Annotated in this window: 12 protein-coding genes and 2 pseudogenes; 5 read left to right on the top strand and 9 right to left on the bottom strand. The window is 63.9% G+C overall.

Annotation, left to right across the window (positions count from 1 at the left end):
• Positions 1-668: 668 nt before the first annotated feature.
• Positions 669-1,964, top strand: a pseudogene (locus Phou_RS55350) (P-loop ATPase, Sll1717 family); the annotation flags it as partial.
• Between the two features lie 350 nt (positions 1,965-2,314).
• Entirely contained in the window at positions 2,315-2,767 is a 453-nt protein-coding gene (locus Phou_RS07325; RefSeq protein WP_246273366.1) for a DUF3052 family protein, read from the top strand.
• Between the two features lie 343 nt (positions 2,768-3,110).
• On the opposite strand, the gene Phou_RS07320 is transcribed toward Phou_RS07325, so the two are convergent.
• The 4 genes and pseudogenes from Phou_RS07320 to Phou_RS07305 form a co-directional block, all read right to left on the bottom strand.
• Positions 3,111-3,671 carry a hypothetical protein gene (locus Phou_RS07320; protein WP_173054709.1) on the bottom strand — a complete coding sequence of 187 codons (561 nt, stop codon included), beginning with the start codon at positions 3,669-3,671 and terminating at the stop codon, positions 3,111-3,113.
• Between the two features lie 99 nt (positions 3,672-3,770).
• Positions 3,771-5,605 (bottom strand): annotated as a pseudogene (locus Phou_RS07315) (ABC transporter ATP-binding protein).
• The gene (locus Phou_RS07310; protein WP_371872086.1) at positions 5,595-7,544 is read right to left on the bottom strand and encodes an ABC transporter ATP-binding protein; all 1,950 of its coding nucleotides are present in this window, start codon (positions 7,542-7,544) and stop codon (positions 5,595-5,597) included. Before Phou_RS07310 ends, Phou_RS07315 begins: the two are co-directional and overlap by 11 nt.
• Positions 7,541-8,272 (bottom strand): hypothetical protein, encoded by a 732-nt coding sequence (locus Phou_RS07305; protein ID WP_173054707.1) that lies wholly within the window; start codon positions 8,270-8,272, stop codon positions 7,541-7,543. The genes Phou_RS07310 and Phou_RS07305 overlap by 4 nt, the downstream gene beginning before the upstream one ends.
• A 372-nt stretch (positions 8,273-8,644) precedes the next feature.
• Between Phou_RS07305 and Phou_RS07300 the strand changes: the two genes are divergently transcribed.
• Positions 8,645-9,373: a nucleotidyltransferase domain-containing protein gene (locus tag Phou_RS07300; protein ID WP_173054705.1), complete on the top strand. Its 729-nt coding sequence runs from the start codon at positions 8,645-8,647 to the stop codon at positions 9,371-9,373.
• A gap of 1,799 nt (positions 9,374-11,172) precedes the next feature.
• On the opposite strand, the gene Phou_RS07295 is transcribed toward Phou_RS07300, so the two are convergent.
• On the bottom strand, positions 11,173-11,577 hold the full coding sequence (locus tag Phou_RS07295; protein WP_173054703.1) for a hypothetical protein: 405 nt from the start codon (positions 11,575-11,577) through the stop codon (positions 11,173-11,175).
• A 238-nt stretch (positions 11,578-11,815) separates the two neighbouring features.
• Between Phou_RS07295 and Phou_RS07290 the strand changes: the two genes are divergently transcribed.
• Entirely contained in the window at positions 11,816-12,412 is a 597-nt protein-coding gene (locus Phou_RS07290; RefSeq protein WP_173054701.1) for a hypothetical protein, read from the top strand.
• A 375-nt stretch (positions 12,413-12,787) separates the two neighbouring features.
• Here Phou_RS07290 and Phou_RS54335 read toward each other — a convergent pair whose 3' ends face one another.
• Positions 12,788-12,919 (bottom strand): hypothetical protein, encoded by a 132-nt coding sequence (locus tag Phou_RS54335; RefSeq protein ID WP_281365007.1) that lies wholly within the window; start codon positions 12,917-12,919, stop codon positions 12,788-12,790.
• Positions 12,920-12,989: 70 nt separating this feature from the next.
• The gene (locus Phou_RS07285) at positions 12,990-13,574 is read right to left on the bottom strand and encodes a hypothetical protein (RefSeq protein WP_173054699.1); all 585 of its coding nucleotides are present in this window, start codon (positions 13,572-13,574) and stop codon (positions 12,990-12,992) included.
• Positions 13,575-14,107: 533 nt separating this feature from the next.
• Here Phou_RS07285 and Phou_RS07280 point away from each other — a divergent pair.
• Entirely contained in the window at positions 14,108-14,812 is a 705-nt protein-coding gene (locus Phou_RS07280; RefSeq protein ID WP_173054697.1) for a DUF8453 domain-containing protein, read from the top strand.
• 70 nt (positions 14,813-14,882) lie between these two features.
• On the opposite strand, the gene Phou_RS07275 is transcribed toward Phou_RS07280, so the two are convergent.
• Both Phou_RS07275 and Phou_RS07270 read right to left on the bottom strand, forming a co-directional pair.
• A complete protein-coding gene (locus Phou_RS07275) occupies positions 14,883-15,467 on the bottom strand; it encodes a restriction endonuclease (RefSeq protein WP_173054695.1) in 585 nt (194 codons plus the stop codon).
• Complete coding sequence (locus tag Phou_RS07270) at positions 15,464-19,432, bottom strand: tetratricopeptide repeat protein (protein WP_173054693.1); 3,969 nt, start codon at positions 19,430-19,432, stop codon at positions 15,464-15,466. Before Phou_RS07270 ends, Phou_RS07275 begins: the two co-directional genes overlap by 4 nt.
• Positions 19,433-20,756 lie beyond the last annotated feature (1,324 nt).

Here is a 20,756-nt window from a genome sequence, read left to right as displayed (position 1 = left end):
CCGCCAATCGTGGCGGTGTCACGCCCAACAGCGCCCTCACCACAGGCGGACGCCGCGGCCCCACCCCGACCAACATCCGCTCATGCCGAAAGTGGTGCGCTGGGTCGGCTGACGCTTGAGGGTCAGCGTGAGGGGGCAGGATACCGAAGACGACCCCGAAGTCTCCGAGTCGGCCGCCAAGTAAGCCGGCGATGATCGCAGGGCAGCTGCTGCCGGCGGTACTTCTGCGATGGAGTGACGAGGTGTGATCGTGAGGCAGGCGCGACGTGATGAATTAGGCGATCGAAAGGTTCAAATCGGCAACGGTTGAGTGGCTTGATAGTTCGCGTGCCCGAAGGGGACTCGCTGCGCAGTGTGGCCATGCGTTCATTTGCCGACGGACAGTACCTGCTGGTGACGCGAGTAGCAGAACATCCTGCTGCGTTCGCCAGTTTCCCGCACGGACATCGCGACGAGGGTTACGCTCGGACGGGTCGATACGAACTCGGCCAAAAACTCCCTAGCGGAGGGCGGTGGTGCGACGTGTCCGCCGAGCCTAGGTTTTTCAAGAGCCTCTATTTCGGAGAGGCGTCGGCAGAGGCTGAGGCCGAGAAGTGGCCTCTGTACTTTGTTAACAGCTTTCTTGATCACAGTGGGGTTGCAAAGCGGATATGTGAGGGGACGCATACCTTCTAATAGGCCCCAAGGGGGCGGGCAAGTCGAGCTATGTGGAGTATCTCCGGCTCCAGGCACCAGAAGCCAGTCAATTCTTCATTCGGCGCGAAGATCTGGGCGAGCTCCGTGGAGCGCTGAAAACTGACCTAAGCCTGTCCGAATCTGGGGCTGAGTTGACTGAACTTGCATGGTCAACTTGGATTTGGACTCACCTATTCGATAGTCTTATGGCGGACAACGGCGCCTCACCCCAGTTGGACCCTGAGACCGTGAGTCTGCATGCCGAGCTGAGGATGGCTGGCGTCGCGACCGGTGACTTCCGGACAGTTTTGCGTGAGATTAGACGCAAGCAGCACAAGTTTGCGGTGCCGAGGATTTACGAGTTTACATCGGCGAGTGGACACGAGACCCGCGTCAACATTGGCCAATTAAGGGATCTCTTGGCCGACATAGTGTGTAAAGCAAGGACTTCGAGCACGCATGTACTGGCACTCGACGGTCTCGACAGCGCAGAGATAGGCACCGACTCGTATTGGAAACAGTTAGCCGCGTTGCTTAGGGCATCCACGCGGGCGCATCAACAACTGCGGAGTGCTGAGTCCCGAGTGCGTATATGCCTCCTATGTCGGAGTGATGTGTTTTTAAAGATCCCTATTCCTGACTCCAACAAGATTCGACATGCTTGGGGTGTCGAGCTTAAGTGGGATTATGGGCTTGAGACGCCGAAGGATTCAATACTTTGGGAAATGCTGGAGAAGAAGGTAGCCGCCCGCGGGGCATCGACTGGGGATCTCTTAGAGACTTACTTTCCTTCGTATATGGAGGTGGGCAAACGAACACGGCCTCGGCGAATTCCGATGCCACGCTATCTCTTAGAACTAACTAGATCCACTCCTCGCGACATGGTCATGCTTATGCGATACATCCAGGATGAGCTAAATCCTCAACAAGGGCTCGACATCGACCGAATTCGTGCCGGTGCAAATTCCTACTGCAAGTACTACTTCACCGGCGAGGTGATCAACGAACTCATCGGGATGGTCGACGCCTCCATTGCTCAAGGCGTAATCAGCGCGATGACGCGGCTTCCAGCGCGTCGCTTTTCGCGTGAGGACTTTCTCGACCTATTTTCGAACCAGGATGGGCCTTCCGCCTTAGAGGCGGACACTATCCTTCGGCAATTGTATCTTGTTGGCGCAATTGCGAATTATAAGCCTTCAGGCGGCGGGAGGAGTATGTCAAGTTCTATCACCGACGTTCTCATGCCGAGCTCGACCTCCGAGGGCCATTCTTGCTTCACAATGCCCTGACTTATGGCCTCAACCTGCCGTGGACGCCCTCCAAGTGATCGCAGAGCCGTCCAATCCAGAGACTCACTCCATGCCAGATACATGGTGCTAGCCGCAAGATTAGGTGCTCGCCGTCGGCGAGCAACCGCCGAGCGCAATTCGCCTTTGCGGCTACCTCACGGGCTTCCCGACGGGGAGACCGAACAGCAGCGGCGCACCAGTGGGCCCCGCACTCTGGGCACCCTCGTATCACGTCGACACCGTACCGGTGTGGCGCACTCTTCTGCCGCGAACCGCGCGTACAGAGTGGGACGGCCTGCTCGGTGGCTCGGCGGATGCGTAAGCCTCGGCCGCACCACTACGATCCACGAGTGTCCGGCAACGCGGGGCGATGGGGTGACATGGCTGGTTACTCGGGCACGCCGCTGCACCGCAAGCTCGGCATCAAGCCGGGTCACCGAGTCGCACTGTTGGACGCGCCGACTGGTTTCGAGGCCAAATTCGATGGCCTGCCCGACGGGGTCGTCATCCGGTACGGCCTGGCTGCCGACGCGCCGACCGACGTGATCGTGCTGTTCGTGACCGGACGCCACGAGTTGCAGGCCCGCCTCGACGAGGTCAGACGCGGCATGGCCCAGGACGGCGGCTTCTGGGTCGCCTGGCCGAAACGAGCGTCGAAGGTGCCCACGGACGTTACCGAGGACGTCGTCCGTGAAGTCGCGCTGCCGACCGGGTTGGTCGACAACAAGGTATGTGCGATCGACGAGATCTGGTCGGGCCTGCGGCTGGTCATCCGCCGCGAATACCGCACACAAGCCAAGTGAGGTGTCTGGCCGGATCCCCTCGACGCAAGACGGGTGCCGCGACGCGCCTCGATGCGTACAGCCCGGCGGCGGGACTGAGGTGACGGTGGGCTTGTAGAGGGTGGATGCACCGAACATGTGGTTCGCGCAGGCCGCCAGCCTGGAGCAGGTTGTTCGGGCTCCGGGTTGAGCGCTTCGGCCAGGAAATCAATCTCCAGCACGACGAGCACTCCATCCGCCTCACGCGATGCCCGGAAGTAGCCGCCGACCGTGCGTGCTGCCGCCCGCCTTGCTCTCTGTGCTCGTCTCGCGGGGCGCAGAGCTGGTGCACCTGGTGTAGGGGCCGTGGCGGCCTGGATGAGTCTCAGGTGGGTCGGGCCTGACCCAAGCTCGTAAGCTCTCGGATCATGCCGATCAGCTCTGCGGCTCGAGGACCACGTTGCCGTAGCACCGTCTTGAGGTGCTCTTGGGCGTTGCTCCCGGCGAACTGCATGCTCGGCGCCCGCGCGGGTAGCACGATACCCATGTAGGCGCACCGTTCATCGGTGGTCTCTACCAGCACACCTCCGACATCCACGCCCCACGAGTGCTGACGCCAGAGTTCGTCGGCGGACAGCGCATAGCCGGTGCCGATTGCCTCGATCGCTCCGTCGATCCAGAGTTCCGCGACGTTCCGATGACATTCCCCGACATCTGCTTGGATGGATCGCGCTTCCGGTCCGAACGCAACCGCGCTGGAGAGCAACCTCTCAAGGTCCGACTCGGGGGCGGCCGGCGCAACGACCAATAAGCCCCCGTACGACAACAGCGTCCTGCACCAGCTCCGCCAACGTTGTCCAAACTCCGGGTCGACGTCGAGGTACGTATCCACCCGATGTCGGTAAAGCGAGAGTAACCGCTCGCGTTCGTCGCTCGGCAACGTCACCGGCAAAGAGTACAGCGGCGCCGAACCGCATGATCAGACGCACTGTCATGCCGCAGACAAGGCGCGGAGGCGCGGGTGCCGGCTCGCCGCGGTGGTGGATTAGATGAGGCTATCGTGCCAGAGGGTGTGAAGTCGGGCGTAGCGCCCGCCGCTGGTGATGAGGGTGGCTGGGGGGCCGTCTTCGACGATGCGGCCGGCTTCGAGGACGAGGACGCGGTCGGCGATTTCCACTGTGGACAGGCGGTGGGCGATGACGAGGGCGGTGCGTTCGCGGAGGATGGTGCGGAGGGCGTGCTGGACGAGGCGTTCGCTGGGGACGTCGAGGGATGAGGTGGCCTCGTCGAGGATGAGGACGGTGGGGTCGGCGAGGAAGGCGCGGGCGAACGCGACGAGTTGGCGTTGGCCGGCGGAGAGGCGGCCGCCGCGGCGGTGTACGTCGGTGTCGTAGCCGTGCGGGAGGGCGTCGATGAAGGCGTGCGCGCCGATCGCGCGGGCGGCGTCGGCCACTTCGTCGTCGGTGGCGGTGGGTCGGCCGAAGCGGATGTTGTCGGCGACGGTGCCGGAGAAGAGGTGGTTTTCCTGGGTGACCATGACGACGGCGCGGCGCAGGTCGGTGTCGTTGACGTCGCGCAGGTCGACGCCGTCGAGGGTGACGGTGCCGTCGACGGGGTCGTAGAAGCGGGCGACGAGCTTGGCGATGGTGGACTTGCCGGCGCCGGTGGCGCCGACGAGGGCGACGGTCTGGCCGGCTGGGATGTCCAGGTCGAGGGCGGGCAGGATCGGTTTGTCGGCGCGGTAGTGGAAGGTCACGGCGCGGAACTCGACCGCGCCACCCGCGTCGGCCGGCAGCGGGGTCGGGGTGGAGGGTGGGGGACCGAGGGCTTTTCGTCGAGTACACCGGCGAGCTTTTCCAGCGCGGCGGTGGCTGACTGGAGCGCGTTGTAGAACTGGCTGAGCTCCTGCATGGGCTCGAAGAAGCGGCGCAGGTAGAGCAGGAATGCGGCGAGTACCCCGATTTCGGTGTGGCCTTGCATGACCTGCCAGCCGCCGTAGGTGAGCACGACGGCGATGGCGATGTTGCCGATGACCTTGATGCCGGGGGAGTAGATGGCGATGAGGCGGAAGGCGTGCAGGTTGGCGCGGCGGTAGTCGTCGTTGAGGTCTTCGAAGATCTGTTGGTTGCGCGGCTCGCGGCGGAAGGCTTGCACGGCGCGGATGCCGCCGAGCGACTCGACGAAGTGGACGATGACGAGGGCGACGGCTTCGCGGGTGCGGCGGTACGCGCGGGCGGAGGCGCGGGCGAACCAGCGGGAGAGCCACAGCAGAAACGGGAAGGCCATGAGCGTGACGGCGGCGAGCGGGGCGTCGAGCCAGAGCAGGATGCCGGCGACGGAGAGCACGGAGAGGCCGGCGAGGACGAGGTCGTCGATGCCGCCGTCGACGAGCTCGGCGATGGAGTCCATGTCGCTGGTGAGGCGGGCGACGACGCGGCCGGATGTGTAGCGCTCGTGGAAGTCGATGGAGAGGCGCTGGAAGTGGTCGTACACGCGCTGGCGCAGGTCGAGCAGGACGGCCTGGCCGATGCGGGCGGAGAGGATGAGGAAGCCGCGCTTGCCGAGGTATTCGCCGATTGCGGCGGCCAGGAACGCGGTGGCGATCACGATGAGCACGGTGGGGTCGCCGCTGTCGCGCAGGGGTGGGATGCCCTTGTCGATGCCGAGCATGACTAGGAAGGGTCCGGCCATGCCCGCGGCGTTTTGCAGGAGCAGGAGCCCGACGGCGAGCGCGAGCGCGCGGCGGTGCGGGCGGATCAGCGAGGCGAGCAGGACCCGGCTGCGGGCGCGGAGCCGGACCACCGAGCCGGTCTCCGCGAGGGTCTGATCGGCGGCCTGGTCCGCCGCCCGGCCGCGCCAGTCGCTTGAGTTACTGGGCATGGTGGGCTGCTTCGGAGTCGCCTGACCAGCCGGATAGGAGGTCTCGGTAGGCGGGCACGGTGGCGAGCAGCTCCGAGTGGGTGCCGACGGCGGTGATCTCGCCGTCGGCGAGCAGGGCCACCCGGTCGGCGAGGGCCACTGTGGACGGTCGGTGCACGACGAGCAGCGCGGTGGTGCCGTGCAGCACGCGGGCCAGCGCGTCTTCGACGAGCGCCTCGGTGTGCACGTCAACGGATGAGAGGGGGTCGTCGAGGACGAGGATCTTTGGCCGGCCAATGATGGCGCGGGCCAAGGCGAGCCGCTGCCGCTGCCCGCCGGACAGGGAGAGGCCCTGCTCGCCGATGCGGGTGTCGAGGGCCCAGGGCAGCTCGTACACAAATTCGGCCTGCGCCACCCGCAGCGCCTCGTAGATCTCGTCGTCGGTGGTCTCGCGGCGGCCGAGGGTCAGGTTTTCCCGCACCGACATCGAAAAGAGCGTCGGGTCTTCGAACGTGACCCCCATGAGGCCGCGTAGCGAGTTCAGTTGGATGTCGCGGATCTCGCGGCCGTCGATGGTGATCGCGCCGCCGGTGGCTTCGTAGAAGCGGGGCAGGAGGGAGATGAGGGTGGTTTTGCCGGATCCGGTGGCGCCGACGATCGCGAGCGTCTCGCCGGGCCGTACGTCGAGGTCGATCCGGCGCAGCACTGGTGTGTCGGTGCCGGGATAGGTGAACGCGACGGCCTCGAACCGCAGACGGCCTTGGACCTGATCATTAGCGACTGCGACTGCAGTGGGGCGGTCGATGATGGATGGTCGGGTGTCGAGCACTTCGTAGATGCGGTCGGCGGCGGTCATCGCCTCCTGCGCGTTCGCGATGATCCAGCCGAGCGACTCGACCGGCCAGATCAGCATCCACTGCAGCGTCACGAACGCGACGAGCTGGCCCAGCGTCATCCCGTCGGTTGCGACGGTGGCGGCACCGGCGACCAGCACCACCGCGAGCGTCAGGTTGGGCACCAGGTCGAAGCGGGCCGAGCTGAGGGCCAGCAACCTGCCCTTGCCGATCGCGGAGTTGTGCAGCTGCCGGGCCTGACGTCCGAACCGATCGGTCATTAAGCCTTGTCGGCCGAACGCCTTAACCGTGCGCAGCCCTTGCGTCGACTCCTCGATGGTCGTCGCTAGGTCGCCTTGCTCGTCTTGGACACGGCGAGAGGCAGCCATGTATGCCCGGGAGAAGCGGAAGCTGAACAGGAACAGGGGGATATGGCTCACCGCAACGAGCACACCTAGCGGCCAGTGCAGGCGGATGAGGAGGGCCACCACCGCGATGAAGGTCAGGGCGTTGACGACAAGGAACACGAGCCCGAAGGACAGGAACCGCCGGATCACACTCAGGTCCGACGTCACGTGAGACAGCAACTGGCCCGATCGCCACCGATCGTGGAAGGACATCTGGAGCCGCTGCACGTGCCGGTAGATCTCATCGCGGATTGTGGACTCCAGGCCCAACGCCGAGGCTGCCTGAGTCCACCGGCGGATGAAGATGAGCGCCGCCTCGATGAGACCAAACGCTAGGACGAAACCGCCGAGTAGGACCAGCCCCATCGGGTCACGGGCAGCTACCGGTCCATCAACCACCCGCTCGACCACCAGCGGAACCGCGACGCCTGCGCCGGTGGCCGCCAACGCGGCTAGCATGAGCGCCACCAGCCGTGCGGCATAGGGGCGAAGGTAGACGCGCAAACGCCATAGGTTATGCGCCGGCCTCGCCAGGTAAAGGTCGTAGGGGGGCGTAGTTAGGATGCCGGCAGGCCCGGGAGGCGAGGTTGCCCTGCGTAGCGAGCGGACATAGGCGGAGCTACCTCCGTAGGTGTCGACGAGAACGACAAATTCTGACGACACCTCGTCCTGGGGCAGAGGCTCGGCGAGCACCGGCTCAACCGCGGCGTCCGGGGTCATCGCGACACCTCGAGCAGAGCGACGCTATGAGCCAGATTCCGCAGGATCGTCAGCATCGACCGCTCAACCAAACGCCGCCGCGTCGTTGGCGCGGTGACGGCAACACAGCCGATGATCTTCCCGTTCCCCGGGTGGAACACCGGACAGGCGACGATGCCGGCGTACTCGGCCGTCAGCTGTAGCTCACCCCACGACAAGTCATAGCGCTCAGATCTTGGACGCGCCATCCACTTCTCCGGCCCATCGCCATTCCCGGCCCGATAAACACTCTGCCAATCCTCCGCGACCACTTTCTGAGAGATAAACGCCGCACCCACAACGCCTTTCCCAGGACGCCACAGCGGTCTAGACATGGACGGGTTAGCGCCCAACCTGAGACCACCAACGTGCACGAGCCGAAGAAAAGGTCCTGCGCCGGCGGCTCTAAACGCGTGAACTCCAACCTCTTTCCAATCGACACCTAAGCACTCTGCAGTCGAGCTCAGCGCGGCACTCAAAACGGCCCGGACGTTCTTTTCCCTATCGTGAAACGCCTCGGAAGGTCGACTACGGGCGTACCTCGCCGCCACACTGTGTACCGAAAAGCCGGAAAGGATCAAGATGGATACCCAGAGAACGGCTGACCGACCGGCCCAGAACTCCTCTGACGGCAACTTCACCTGGGCTGCGGACATCGCCGCAGTGGCAAGCGCGATCGCGACTGCCCACAAGGCGAAGACGATCGGCACCGCCGCATTATCACCGTCAAGATATGATCAACGCTATCCCCAATCGGACAGCACGACCGTGATCACCAAACCGGTCTGAGGCGCTTTCGCCGGCGCGTCGCCTGGCTGCTCCCGGGTCTCGCCGACGACGGGCGCCCCCGCCGACCCGGTCACAGATCGAGGTCGTTCATGTGGAGGACAAGCGCCTACGGCGAGGATGAACTCGGGCTCCTTGTGAAGATCAGTCGACGTCCGCTCATGCCGCGATACGGGTTGTTACGTAGCGTTACCTCCATTGCTTCGGCTGGCGGGGTCGCGATGTCGGGGCCGGCGGCCTCGCCCGCGGGAAAAATGGTCGGGTGTGGCCTGCGGGGTTCGGTAGCGTTGCCGGTCATGATCGAGTTGGTGGAGCGGCACACGATCCTGGCGGTGGTGGTCGGGTCGCGGGCTTACGGGTTGGATGGCCCTGACTCGGATCATGACCGGCGGGGTGTGTACGCGGCGCCGACTCGCTGGTTCTGGCGTTTGGACAAGCCGCCCACCCATCTGGACGGGCCGGCCGGCGAGCAGTTCTCGTGGGAGATCGAGCGGTTCTGCACGCTCGCCCTGCAGGCCAACCCGACGGTGCTGGAGGTGTTGTGGTCGCCGCTGGTCGAGCAGGTCACCGATGACGGCCGGCAGCTGCTGGCCGTCCGGCGGGCGTTCTTGTCGCGGCGGGTGGCTGACACCTACGGCCGGTACGCCCAGGATCAGAAGCTGTACGCCAAGACCGGGCAGCTCAAACCGGCCCTGTACACGCTGCGGGTGCTGCTGACCGGGATCCACCTGATGCACACCGGACATGTCGAGACCGACCTACGCGTTCTCGGCACCGACCTGGCGTACCTGCCGGACCTGATCGCCGCCAAACAACAAGCCGAACACGGACCGCTACCCGCCGGGGCGGCCCGGCACCTGGCCACCGACATTCCCCGACTGCGCGCCGTACTGGAAGCCGCCCGCGACGGGTCACCGCTGCCCGAGCACCCCGACCCCGCCGCCGTCGACACCCTGCACGACCTGGTGGTCCGCACCCGCCTAAACCAGCCTGACAACCCACCACCCATGAGCAGCTCGACCTAAACCGAGCCCATCCCGGCCCAGGACAACAGCCGCACGGCGGTCCTCGACAACGGAACACACCCCGACCAACCAGCCACGCAGCATGACGGTGCGCAGAGCCGCCGATACACAGTCGTGCCGACGATAATGCCTCGCTGTGGTGCGCTTGACTGGGTCGCCGACTATTGAGGGTATGGAAACGATTTCGACCCTCGGCGGTGTTATGGCTGGCGGCCTCCTAGTTCTGCTAGGCGATTTCGTTCGCCGCCGTGTTGAGTGGCGTCGTCAACAGGCAACGCGTTTGGTTGATACAGGAACTGACCTCATCGTCTTGCTTCATGGCTGGATAGGCGACCTTATAGATATGAGGGAGGCGAAGGAGGTTGTGCCTGATCCGCATATCGGACGGGCCGCTCGCCTTCAGGCGTCTACCAGGTTCTACGCCCTCCCCGGCAGTAGATCACTTCGAACGGAGTTGGGCCGCGTACAGATCGCCCACCAAGCTGTACGAAACGCGTATTGCGAAGACGAGGGTAGCTGGCTATTGGTGAAGAGGGAGTACTACGACGCGGTAGAGGACTTTGAGATTGCCTTGCACTCTGTCCTGCTACGAGGTAGACCTCCTCGGGACCGGGGCAAGCCTGTTTACATTGCCGATAGGCAACGTTCGGCGTGAATGCGTTCAGCGCGACCCGAGGACCAAGGTATGGGTACGACCTAGGTCGTACCTGGATGGCGCGAGCCTCAGTAGCTGGCTGAGCACCCTCGGCACGGCAACATTTCCGGCTCGCTGACCGCCGTATCGATTCCCTACGTGCGTCGGCGCGGCTATTATCGCTCGCGATGATGGCATTCCATTCGGATCTGCAGCGCGACAGCCACGATCAGGTACACGCTCATGCCGCTGGTCGAGCGCGGAGCCGGCCGCTCGTCGGGTATCTGATAGATCACTGGCCGGCTATCGTATTCTCAACTATCCTGCGTCGAACCTGACACTGGTCAACCGCCAGTGGTGGAAGTGATGGCCGAACTGGAAGCGGTGAGGGGTGGCGAGGCTGAGCGCTCTCGACGATGAAATGAAGTCGATCGCAGATGAGCGGCGGGCGCTCGCCGACACTCGCCGCGCCTGGGATGAAGTGCGTTTTGTCGACCATACTTCGCCGGTCGTTTGTCCACCAATTGACAACCCGGCCGTTCCGGAATTTATCAGTAGAGCGCGGCACCGTGGCGGAAGCGCGCGGCTACTTTGCCTCGATCCGTTTGGTCAGTACCGCCTTACCCGATACGCTTCTGCTACGGAGGCAATAAAGACCAACGTCCGGGGCGCCGAGCCTTCGGACTACCAACTGCGAACGCACGGATGGTTCTCGGCATCAAGGCATCGGCGAATGCGTCAATCTCGGAATCAGGTCGCGGCTCGGTACCTTGCTATCCAATACGGTTGGGACGTAGATCTATGGCGTTACTACGCTGACGGCGATTGCGTTGGCTCGATCGTGATTCTCGACGACGGATCCTGGATACCGATGTCAGATATCTCATGCCAACACGGCGACATCAGCATAGGCGGCCCTGGCTCGTGGGACCAACTGCTCAGCCAAAGCGCTCAGGAACTCCGAAAGTCGTTTACTATCGAAAGGGCATTGGCTGAAGCGCTAATTACAATCCAGGGCTCAGGCAAACGCTCGCGGCGCTGACCGCTGCGCCTGGATCGCCATCCGCTCATGCCCTCGATCGCGCGTCCGCCGACGGCGCGGTCGAGACCGCAAGCAAATCGATCTTGGCGTTCTCTTCTGCCGCGAGGTGCGCGCAGCCAGGCGTTACGCGTCCCGGAACCACCCGACTGCCGGAGCGTTTACGTACTCGTCCTCATGTTCGGGCGGCCAGCGCTCGCGTAGAGCCTCCAACATCTCGCCGCCGGTAGCACTGGCAACGGTGCACGGCGGCGAGTGCAGGCACCCTGGAAGACCTGCCGCCGCGAAACTGCGATGCGTATCCCACGCGTGCGCCAACTGCTCGCCCGTCAGGCGGTGCAGAACGTAGACGCGAGGCTCGAAGTCCCAGTGCCCGCCACCGCCGTCGTCGTTGGTGACCATGACGAACCAATATTCGCGACCCTGATACATGGCGACGCCCGTCAAGGGGCCGTCGTACCAATCACCGAACCATACTTTCCGGACCTCGGTCAGCTCAGGTAGACCCGTCAGGCGGGAAGCGGAGTGCACGATCCCGAGCGTACTGCCGGGCGAGATCGGCGTCCTGATCTGCCGCGATCAGCTCGTCACCAAAAGTGACGGGGGTATCGGCAGGGTGGACGGCCCGCGGCCACTACCCGGGCCGAGGTTTGGCGACGTGATCGTCCGCTCTCTCATCGACATCGGCGGTGACCGCGACCGCTGGTCCTGGGGGCTACCGTGGTGCCGCGTTGACCTCAAGCGATCGGGAGGCTCCAGGGTGGCGACTGTGGATCAGATCCTCGCCTCCATTGCCGAACGGCTGCGTGGCCGGCCCGTACCCGATGATCTGCGGCGGCTCACGGCCATCCAGGCCGACCGGCCCGCGGACGCCGAGCGGTCGCGGGACCCGCTGCTACACACCAGGACGGTGATCTTCGAACCGGGTGAGTCCCACGCCCTCCTCGATCACAGCTACCTCAACGACAACGATCGCGCAGACCCCGACATCATGGCCAACATCGCCGCGATCGATACCGTGCTCCCACACGCGGCGTGGATCGGCACACTGGTGGACGGCGACGTGGTCGGCTACTGGCTGCACCCCGACGAACCGGTGGGCGAGCCACCGCTGGTCGTCACCTTCAGCACCGAGGGCGAGTTCGACATCCAGCCCGGCGAATCGCTGGTGGAGGCCGTGATCTACCACTACGCCGGATATAAGGACGACCGGTTCGCCGCGGTCGCGGACCTGTACGAGGCGTACGGGCTGCCGATAACCGTCCGGCGAGCGGACGACCTGCTCTACCGTCGGGCGGTCGTCAACCCGGGCGTGCTGCACAGCAAGCGGTACGAGCAGGAGTGCGCAGTCCGTGGCCTGAGCTAGCCAGGCCCAGGGGTGTGCCAGGATTCGCCGCCAAGGGATTCGAATCGGAACTCGTGCCCATCCCGGCAACACAGACGTCGACGTTTCGTTCGTCACCACCAGCGAGTCGGCGCCGTCGTGGTCTGGCCACGACTGTGCTGCGCCAGGCACTCGCTGGCGCTACAGCCCGCGGGTTCGTCACCGCAAGCCTCCAGTCAACCCCGATGGGTACCGACACGCTGAGCACAACCATCCGGACATGCCGATGACAGTTCGTCGACTGGATTAGTGCTGGCTGTAGCCCAATTGCCTTCAAGGCGTATAACTATTACGCCGAGTTCGGTCGCGATAGCGAGGATCTCCGGATGGCGGACAGCAGTTCCGTAGATTGTTGGGCTACGTTAATTGCAGATCGTGTGTCTCGTTGGTTCCTGCGCGGGCTTGGTCCCATACCCGCACCGTGTAGTCGTCGCTGCCGGAGACGATGATCGGACGGCCATCCAGTTGCCCCACCGCCACCGCGGTCACCCGACCGGTGCTGGGCCCGCGGCGCTGGCCGGTGACGCGCGGCAGTTGGCCGCGCGCTGTGCCGTCGCGGTCACTTGGGCCATAGCTCCCAGGGCCATACCCGCCACGGGGCGTCGATCTGCATGTCGCCCCAGACGAAGACCGCAGCGCAGGAGGCGGTGTCCGTGCGGCGCGCGGTGATCCGCACCTGCCGGATCGGCGGCGCGACCGGCTCGGAGGTCACCTCCTGCGGCGGTCCATACTCGACGGTGCCGGAGGCCACCGGGTCGTCGCCGACGAAGATCTGCCACGCCACCCGGGCGCCGGCGCAGCCGTCGCGGACGGACATGTAGCCGGCCGTGCCACGGACCGCGCCAGGGCTGTGCGGCTTGACGGTCGTCTCCGCCGTCGCGCCGGCTGGCACTGTCCAGGTCCAGTCCTCGCGGCGCCACAGACAGCCGGGGGACTCGATGTCGCTGCACTCCGAGCCCTCGATGACCGGCCTTGTGCCGGACACGAACCCGATCCCGCGGGTGTGCGCGTTGACTGCCAGGAAGACCGGCGTGTACCACAGAATCACGAAGATCAGCACCTTGCCCAGGCCGTCGGCGACCTCGCCCAGCTGGTACCACCAGTGGGAGTCCCGGAAGGATCTGGCGGCTGGCGGCTCTGCCAAGGCGCACCCCCTTCGACCTCTTCCAACTATGGCCGTCGATGGCAAGCGCCTGCGGGCTTCAGCCTTCGTCGAAGACGGCGAGCGCGTCAGCCCTCGTCTGCACGTGCGGCCGGAACCAGCGACTCCTCAGGGCCGTACGGGCCGGAGTCCGCGCCAAGAACGGGCTCGTGATCGGGGTGCCCCAACGACGCGCGTGACGGGCGCGTCCCAGGACCTCCGGATAGCGCCGGCCGGGTCAAGGGGGGTGGCACGGGCCTGCCCGGCGCGCCGCGTCAAGTGCGCGCCCTTGCCGATGAGAGCACCTCTGACGAGGGCCGTGGCGCGCGACGCCGCCTGAAAGGTAATGGGCAACCACTGGAGCGTTCCCTAACAGCGCGCGCGTAGCCTCCTCTGTATGGCCTGTCGTCCCGCTCCCTACTCGCCCTATAAGGCGCGGCGCTCCTATGCAGGCACCGCTCTGCCGTCAGCTCGTGTAGGGCTACCGTTTTGTGTGCATATAGCTAGGAAATCAATTCTTCCGTCCTTCTCGGGGGGTGATTCCGTTGCTGTCGATTGAGGCGCTAACGTTCGTGATCGCTGCCCTAGCATTGCTGACGGCGATCTTGGTCGGCTATGTTAATCATCGAGCCTCCGAAGCTGCGCAGGACCAGGCTGCGGCAGCCACTCAACAGGTCGACCTGACGCGACAGCAGCTTAACGCGTCAGAGATCGCACGTCGCGAGTCCCTGGAGCCCTATGTAGTTGTAGACATTGCTCCTAAGATAGGTAGCCCACAAGCTCTAATGCTTACAATTGAAAACATTGGTCCGAGCGTTGCGCGTAATGTGAGGATCGCGTCAGAGCCTCCACTTCAACGCTCATATGAGAAGGCCGAAGGCCCGGCCACGCCTATTATGTCTTGGCCTATCCTCGTGAACGGGATCGCCACCTTGCCTCCCGGGCGCCGCATTGAGTTACCCTTTGACATGCGGGGCGCGCGCGTCGATGGCGACCTGCCAATGCAGTACCGGATAACAGTGGACGCGGATGGCCCGTTCGGGCCCGTGTCGCAGATGGAGTATGACATTGACCTGAACATTTACGACGCGGAATACCTTGAAGAAAAGGGCGTTGCACATTTGGTGAAGCAGTTAGAGCGGGTCGCCAGTTTCGTCGAATGGTACAAGCGACGAGAAGAGAGTGAGCAATTCCGGGAGTGGATCGCAAGCCAGCGCGAGAAAGATGGGGAACCGGAATGACGCGGTCCGTAGCCGTGGACTAGACCATGAGTTTACATTCCTGCGGTGATGCTGCTTGCCGCAGACGGTGTCAAGGCAGGCCCGCCCTCGCTGAGAGGCCCATCACTTTCTCGATGAGAAGTTCTCGCAAGTTATAGCGAGAGGTGATCGCCCCGATTTCTTCCAGTGTAATGACTAGGATCCGGCGTTGCTCGGCGTTGGCGTGGGCCAGAATTGACTCCGCATCGTGACGGCGGCTCGAGTCTCCGGTTATTCCATTTGCGGCGACGAGTAACCCTTCTGTGACACCACCTAAGCGCATTTTCCAGTCGAACCAGGCCACGTCGCTGCTGTCCACCTTACGAATCCAGTTCTTACATTCGACCATGATCTTTTCGCGAAATGATGGGAAGCCAGTTGGGTGCCGTTCGTTCCAAATTAGCATGTCTATTTCTTGCGAGTGGTCAGCACTAAACTGGTTGACAGTATGTGCCCGAAACCCAGGGATGTGTGGTAGTAGCCAGCAAAGGAGGCTCTCGAGTCGGTCGCCCTTCTCTTTCGTTGTCCGAGCTTGTTCCTTGCAGGCGGCAACGTATTCTGTGAGGAGTGTGGTGTCAAGCGGCTGGGTCCAGGTCGCATCGTCGCCGTAGGGAATAGGGACACGCAGCGGGCTCATACGGGACGCGCCGCGGTTATGAGGCGCTCAAGCGAGGCTGCCAATGAGCCTGTGGTCAATATCTGTGCGAGGTCGCGGGCCGAAGCAACGATAATTGTGTTCTGCTCGGCCGTCCATCGGACCGGCTGAGTATGACTGTCCCATGTGAGTACGAGAAGCGTTCGGCTCCCGCTCGATGCGGCGATTCCGTTGAGGCGATCCTGCATGATGGCGGGTTGGCGTCGAGAACCAGATATGACTTCTACAACGATGGGCAGGCCAAACCTCGGCGCTAGGCCGTCCTCCCAAACAACTAGGTCGGCATAGTCACCGCCTCCGGCTGCGCGGCGTGTCGTCGCGCCGGTTTGGCCAAACAGTTCCTCAATGTGTGCGATTGCGTCGCGTTCATTCTCGGCCTCGCTGAGACGTCTGAGCCAGTCTCGGACGAAAACGGTTGACAGGGCCGGCTCCCCAGCCAGATACTCGGCCTTGCGAGATGCTTCGATGGGCTGGAGCACAATCTGTACGGCGAACTGTCGGTGGATCTCGTCGAGTTCGCTGACAAGGTACAAATATACTGTAAGTGCATCACGTACATCGAATGTGCTGGTAAGGTGCTGCCACACCTCTGCAAGCGCCTCACGAAAGACCCTTTCAATCTGTTCTGGCTCGAGGTAGCGCAGCGCGGCCGCCAATGCGCTGGCGTGAGTCGGACGAGCCCACCGTTCGCATAGTAGGGCCGTTGTTATTGCCGTGAGATTCGGATACAGGTTGGCTGCGGGGGAGGCCGCCTTCAGGCCATATAGCGCGGCGGACGTCCAGGAAACGAGATGATCGTCCGTTGCGTTTCGCAGCGCCGATCTGATCACGTTGATAGCTGGCTCGATGTCGACCCAGGACGCTGCTCTACTCATGGCGGCCGCGACGGCCTCGGGTCGCCACTGCTGCTCTTGAGCGACACCGACAAGAATCTCCTCATCGAATGGGATGTCGACGACGTATTCCTTTACAAGGGCGCGCATGGAATCTTGGTCCTCGTCTGCGCTGATTCGCCCCCTTTCCCTGGCTACTCGGATGAGAGAGATGGTTCCGAAAGTCCTAATACCGCTTGTGTGCGCCAATTGGCGAAGGCCGAGGTCATCGGCCCATAGCGCGACGCCCGAGTCTTTCGCGGCGTCGAGGTTGAGGAGCCAGACAGGATCGCGATCCTTCGTGACGCGGGGAACGTGGACAAGAGCAGGGTGCGTGATACGTCTTAGGGTCCGGGCAGTACGGAGCATTGTCCGTACTAGCTCTTGTTGCCGTCCTTGCGTCTCCGGGCTCGGATCGGTGAGGAAGATTTGTCCGCGGTCAGGGTCAAAGCCGATCGTTCCCGAGGAAGGGATGCTGAAGAAGTCATCTGCTGAGACGAGGTCGCCGACGCTGGCTGCGGTGGTCGATGGACGCCTGAGCATGGCTGTCAGTGTGGGCGCGATATCGGGTATCAGGGCCAAGGTGTAGAGCGCGCTTGCGTCGATGATGCAACCCTTCGCGAGTGCATCGCGGGCGTGCTCCATTTCTACTACCCTGTCGCGTGTTGCAGCGGACTCCGCGCGGTGATACCCGAGAGGGCGGAAGGGAAAGATCGCCGCGTACGGCTTGCCCACGACGCGGTCAAGCAATCCGATAGGAAAGAGTTGGTCGCGAACATGACCCAGGGCTTCCCGGTACGTGTCTCCTTGGCGGCGGAGCATAGGCTCGATGTCGGCTAGCGGGCTGTCGCCTTCCCGAATGCTGTAAGACCTGATTAGCCTACTTTCTGGGTAACGTTCGATGAACGCTGACCAAGCGACGGTGATGGTCTGGCCAAGGGGATCGGGTATGTCAGCGCTGTCGAATCGCATGGTTACGGCGTTGATGGCTGCCGCATGGACGAGCTCGTCGTCAGGGAAAGCCTGCAGCAGAGCTAGCGCTGTTTGGGCGACCTCCTCAGCTTTCGCGAATCGGCGAGAGAGCTCCAGTAGGAACACGGCCCTGCTGGGAATCGTCGGTTGTGTATCACCGGCGCGCTGGATGGTTCGCCAGGCCTTTTCGATCTCTCCTGCCGAGAATTCGGCCTGCGCTAGGTTCCAGCGAGCATCCTCGTCGTTTGGATCCAACTCCAGTAGCGCTCGACACGCCGCAGCGAGAGCGTCCCAGTTCATCAACGTAGCTTGGATGGTGACGAGCCGGCGTAACACCGTAGCTCTTCCGGGCCAGATACCTCCCTCGGCGACGGCTCGCTGCGCGGCTGCTTCAGCTCGTTCCCAGGCGCCAGCGTCCATGTACGAATCGATAGCCATGAGGAGTAGGCGGGGATTCTTCCACCGATCGGTTGCGTCGACTAGTACCTCAGCCGCGCCGAGCGGATCGTCGGCGGCGCGCAAAAGCTCGGCACGTCGTACCGACGCTAGTGCTGTCTCCGACTCGAGCCGGCGCAGCATCTCCTCGCCTTCAGGCCCTGACGCGGCCATGACCCGCTGAGTGGTCTCGATTTCCGTAACGGCTTCGGGATGGCGCTCTCTGAGCGCCTCCGTCACGTCAAAGTCGGCAACGCCCTCGAGCGCGAGCGCACGCAGAGCGTGCAGCCGGTCCTCGTCCGTGGTCGACGCGTCTAGGACGCGACGCCACGCTGAGATGGTGCCGCTGTTGTCGCCACCGACGCTTTGCCCGGCTGCGATCTCAGCTTCCATGCGCCATTTCACGAGTCCCTCGGGAAGCGAGGCGGCGAACTCGCGGGCCTGGCCGACCCGGCCGGTCAGCGCAGCCCCCATGGCGGCGAGCGGCAACACGCGGTCATCGGCAGCCTCGGCTTCGGTGGCGGTGCCTTCCGGAGGCGGTCGCGTGATCGACCACACCTGCTGGGCATCGTCCGCCAGGACCGCCGCCTCACCAGCCACCACGACCGCCTCAGCGCTGTCTCCACGCCAGGCCCGACGAAGATTGCGGGCGCGGAGCGCCACCTCCACGGCCCGGAACGCGTCCTTCCAACGGCTGTCCCCATTGCCAACTACCGACCTATGCCGGAGCATCTCGGCCAGCCGGAGCAACAGAGCAGGTGCCTCGGTGTCATGGGCGACTGCTTCAAGGGCGGTTATAGCCGCGTCGACGCGATCGTGACCGGCGAGCGCGGCCGACAGGACGAGGGCTGCTTGGTCCCGTTCGCAACGGGTCGCGGCCTTCCAGCCAGCCAACGCCGCCCTTGCATCTTCGAACCGCCCCTCCTCATGTAGGAGCGCCGCGACGACCAAGGGATAGTCAGGGTCGATTGCCTGAGCCGCTTGGAGGTAGCCGGTCGCAGTGAGAGAGTCCTGCCCTTGCGCATGCAACGCGGCATGCGCAGTGCGGTACAGCCAGTATGGACGCGGGCTAACACCCCGACTCAACGCGGCTTCGAAACGTATCAGGGCGGCGCCAGCCTGCTTGTACGCCATCAGAACCTCGGCCACGACAAGATTGGCATTCCCTGACAGCTGATCCAAGGCATCCGGTGGCTGCGCCGCCCACTCGTGCGCCACCCGGATCGGATCTGTGTTCTCGTCAACGAAGACGGAGACTAGCTGCCATACCTCGTCGTGATCCCACTCTTGTTCCAGCAAGTAGCGGGCATACGGCGGTAACCTTCTGAGAAGCCTGTCGTCGTCGCCAGCCCGCGCTAGCTCTGCCGAGTCGAAGCGATCATGAAGGCGTTCCTCCATGTCGGCAAGATCGTCTGACGTTGCCGGCTCAGGGCCCGTCCTCGCGTACAGCGTGTTGATAATGGGCAGGAACAGTAGGATCGCCCCGAGCGCGGCTATCGCAATGAATGGGTGGCTTCGAACGGGAGCCAGGGCTCTCGGCCACGCTGCGGTGTCACCGGTTGCCTCAATCGCAAGATCGATTAAGACGCCGCCTGCGGCGACAGTTCCAAGTAGGAGGAATGTCAGGGTATAGGAGGGTAGGAACCGCAGCTTAGGTCGCCGTGCCACTGCATCACCTGTTCCGATGTTGGGGTGCCGACGGGGACACGGGGCCAGATGACACTCTTCGGCCTCCGTGTGGGCTGCCGTTGGCACAGTCTCCGTTCGGAGAGCATAGAGCCACCCCACGACATGGCATCCTCCAACCGCTGCTGGCCCCGCGCGCCGTCGCTAGGACATTCCGTCTTCAGTGGGTCGCCCTACCGGTCGCGCTTTCGCCACTGTGGACCCAAATATCAGTGAGAGCGGATACCGCCGTAATCCACATCCCTTGAAGACATGGAACATGCCCAAACCGTGTTGTGACGCCGTAGCGCCCGGCCGGCACATCGTGATGGTGTGCCTCGTTCGGCACCTTCCAAGATCACGTTTACTTATCTGCCGCAGGTAATGCGCGCCGTGGGGACGTGTGGTCTGGTCTTTGGTTGCCACTTCAGGGGAGTGGGGCATGCCTCGGCTGCGCTGCGACACGGCAGTGCCCGAGGATCGACCGGTGCGGCGTTTCGATAGCGTTGGCTGTGACCTCGTGGTGGGCATGGCCGTCCGGGCGACGATCATCAGCCATGAGCGTTGGGGAGTTATGGCGCAGGTCGTCGGGCATGAAGCGGTGGGGGCATCGGTCGATGGCGGCTTCATCGATAGCCGGTCGGGTTCACCGCGGGCACTGCCGGAGGAGTACCCGGCAGTCGGGGTACGTCGAGTTTTCCAACGCCATGGCCCTGGTGTCGCCCGGCGACAACGTGATCGTTTCCCTGTACTCAGTGCGGGCACGGCTGAACGACGCCGGCCAGATCGTTGCCGTGCTCCCGGCCACCGATGACCCTGACTGGCAGCCCTCGGGGTAGACCTGGCAGGTCGCACAGCAGCTCGACAGGGCGGCACTCGGCAGTACAGCATCGAGCTTCCCTACGACAGCGCGGGCGCAACCCTGGACCTGGCGGACCTGCTACCCGTCCAGGCGTCGTCCGGCTCCGTCGTGCACGTCCAGTCCGTCAACGGCGATGTGGGGCCGGCTGTGTCCCTGGACGCAGCGGACGTCGGCGCTGAAGAGGCCGGGGCGGTAGCAGAACACACGGTGGACACGGACCCGCACGGGGATCGAGCTTTCACCACGGCCGCCGTTGCCACGCATACGGCGGCTGTTGACCCGCAGGGGATCGGGCCTACGCCGACAGCTCGAAAGTGGCCAAGACCGGCGACACCATGACCGGCGCCCTGACCGCTCAGAGTTCGTTCACGGTCCGCGACTCGGCCACCCCGACGAAGCAGTACCGGTTCCGCACCCCTCGAGTCGGACCTCGATATCGACTTCGCGGGCCGGTCGACGTTCATC

This window comes from Phytohabitans houttuyneae, from assembly GCF_011764425.1.
In the GTDB taxonomy this organism is placed as follows: Bacteria; Actinomycetota; Actinomycetes; order Mycobacteriales; family Micromonosporaceae; genus Phytohabitans; species Phytohabitans houttuyneae.
Note: the sequence above shows the minus strand (reverse complement) of the source record. Positions and strands in the feature narration are given on the sequence as shown.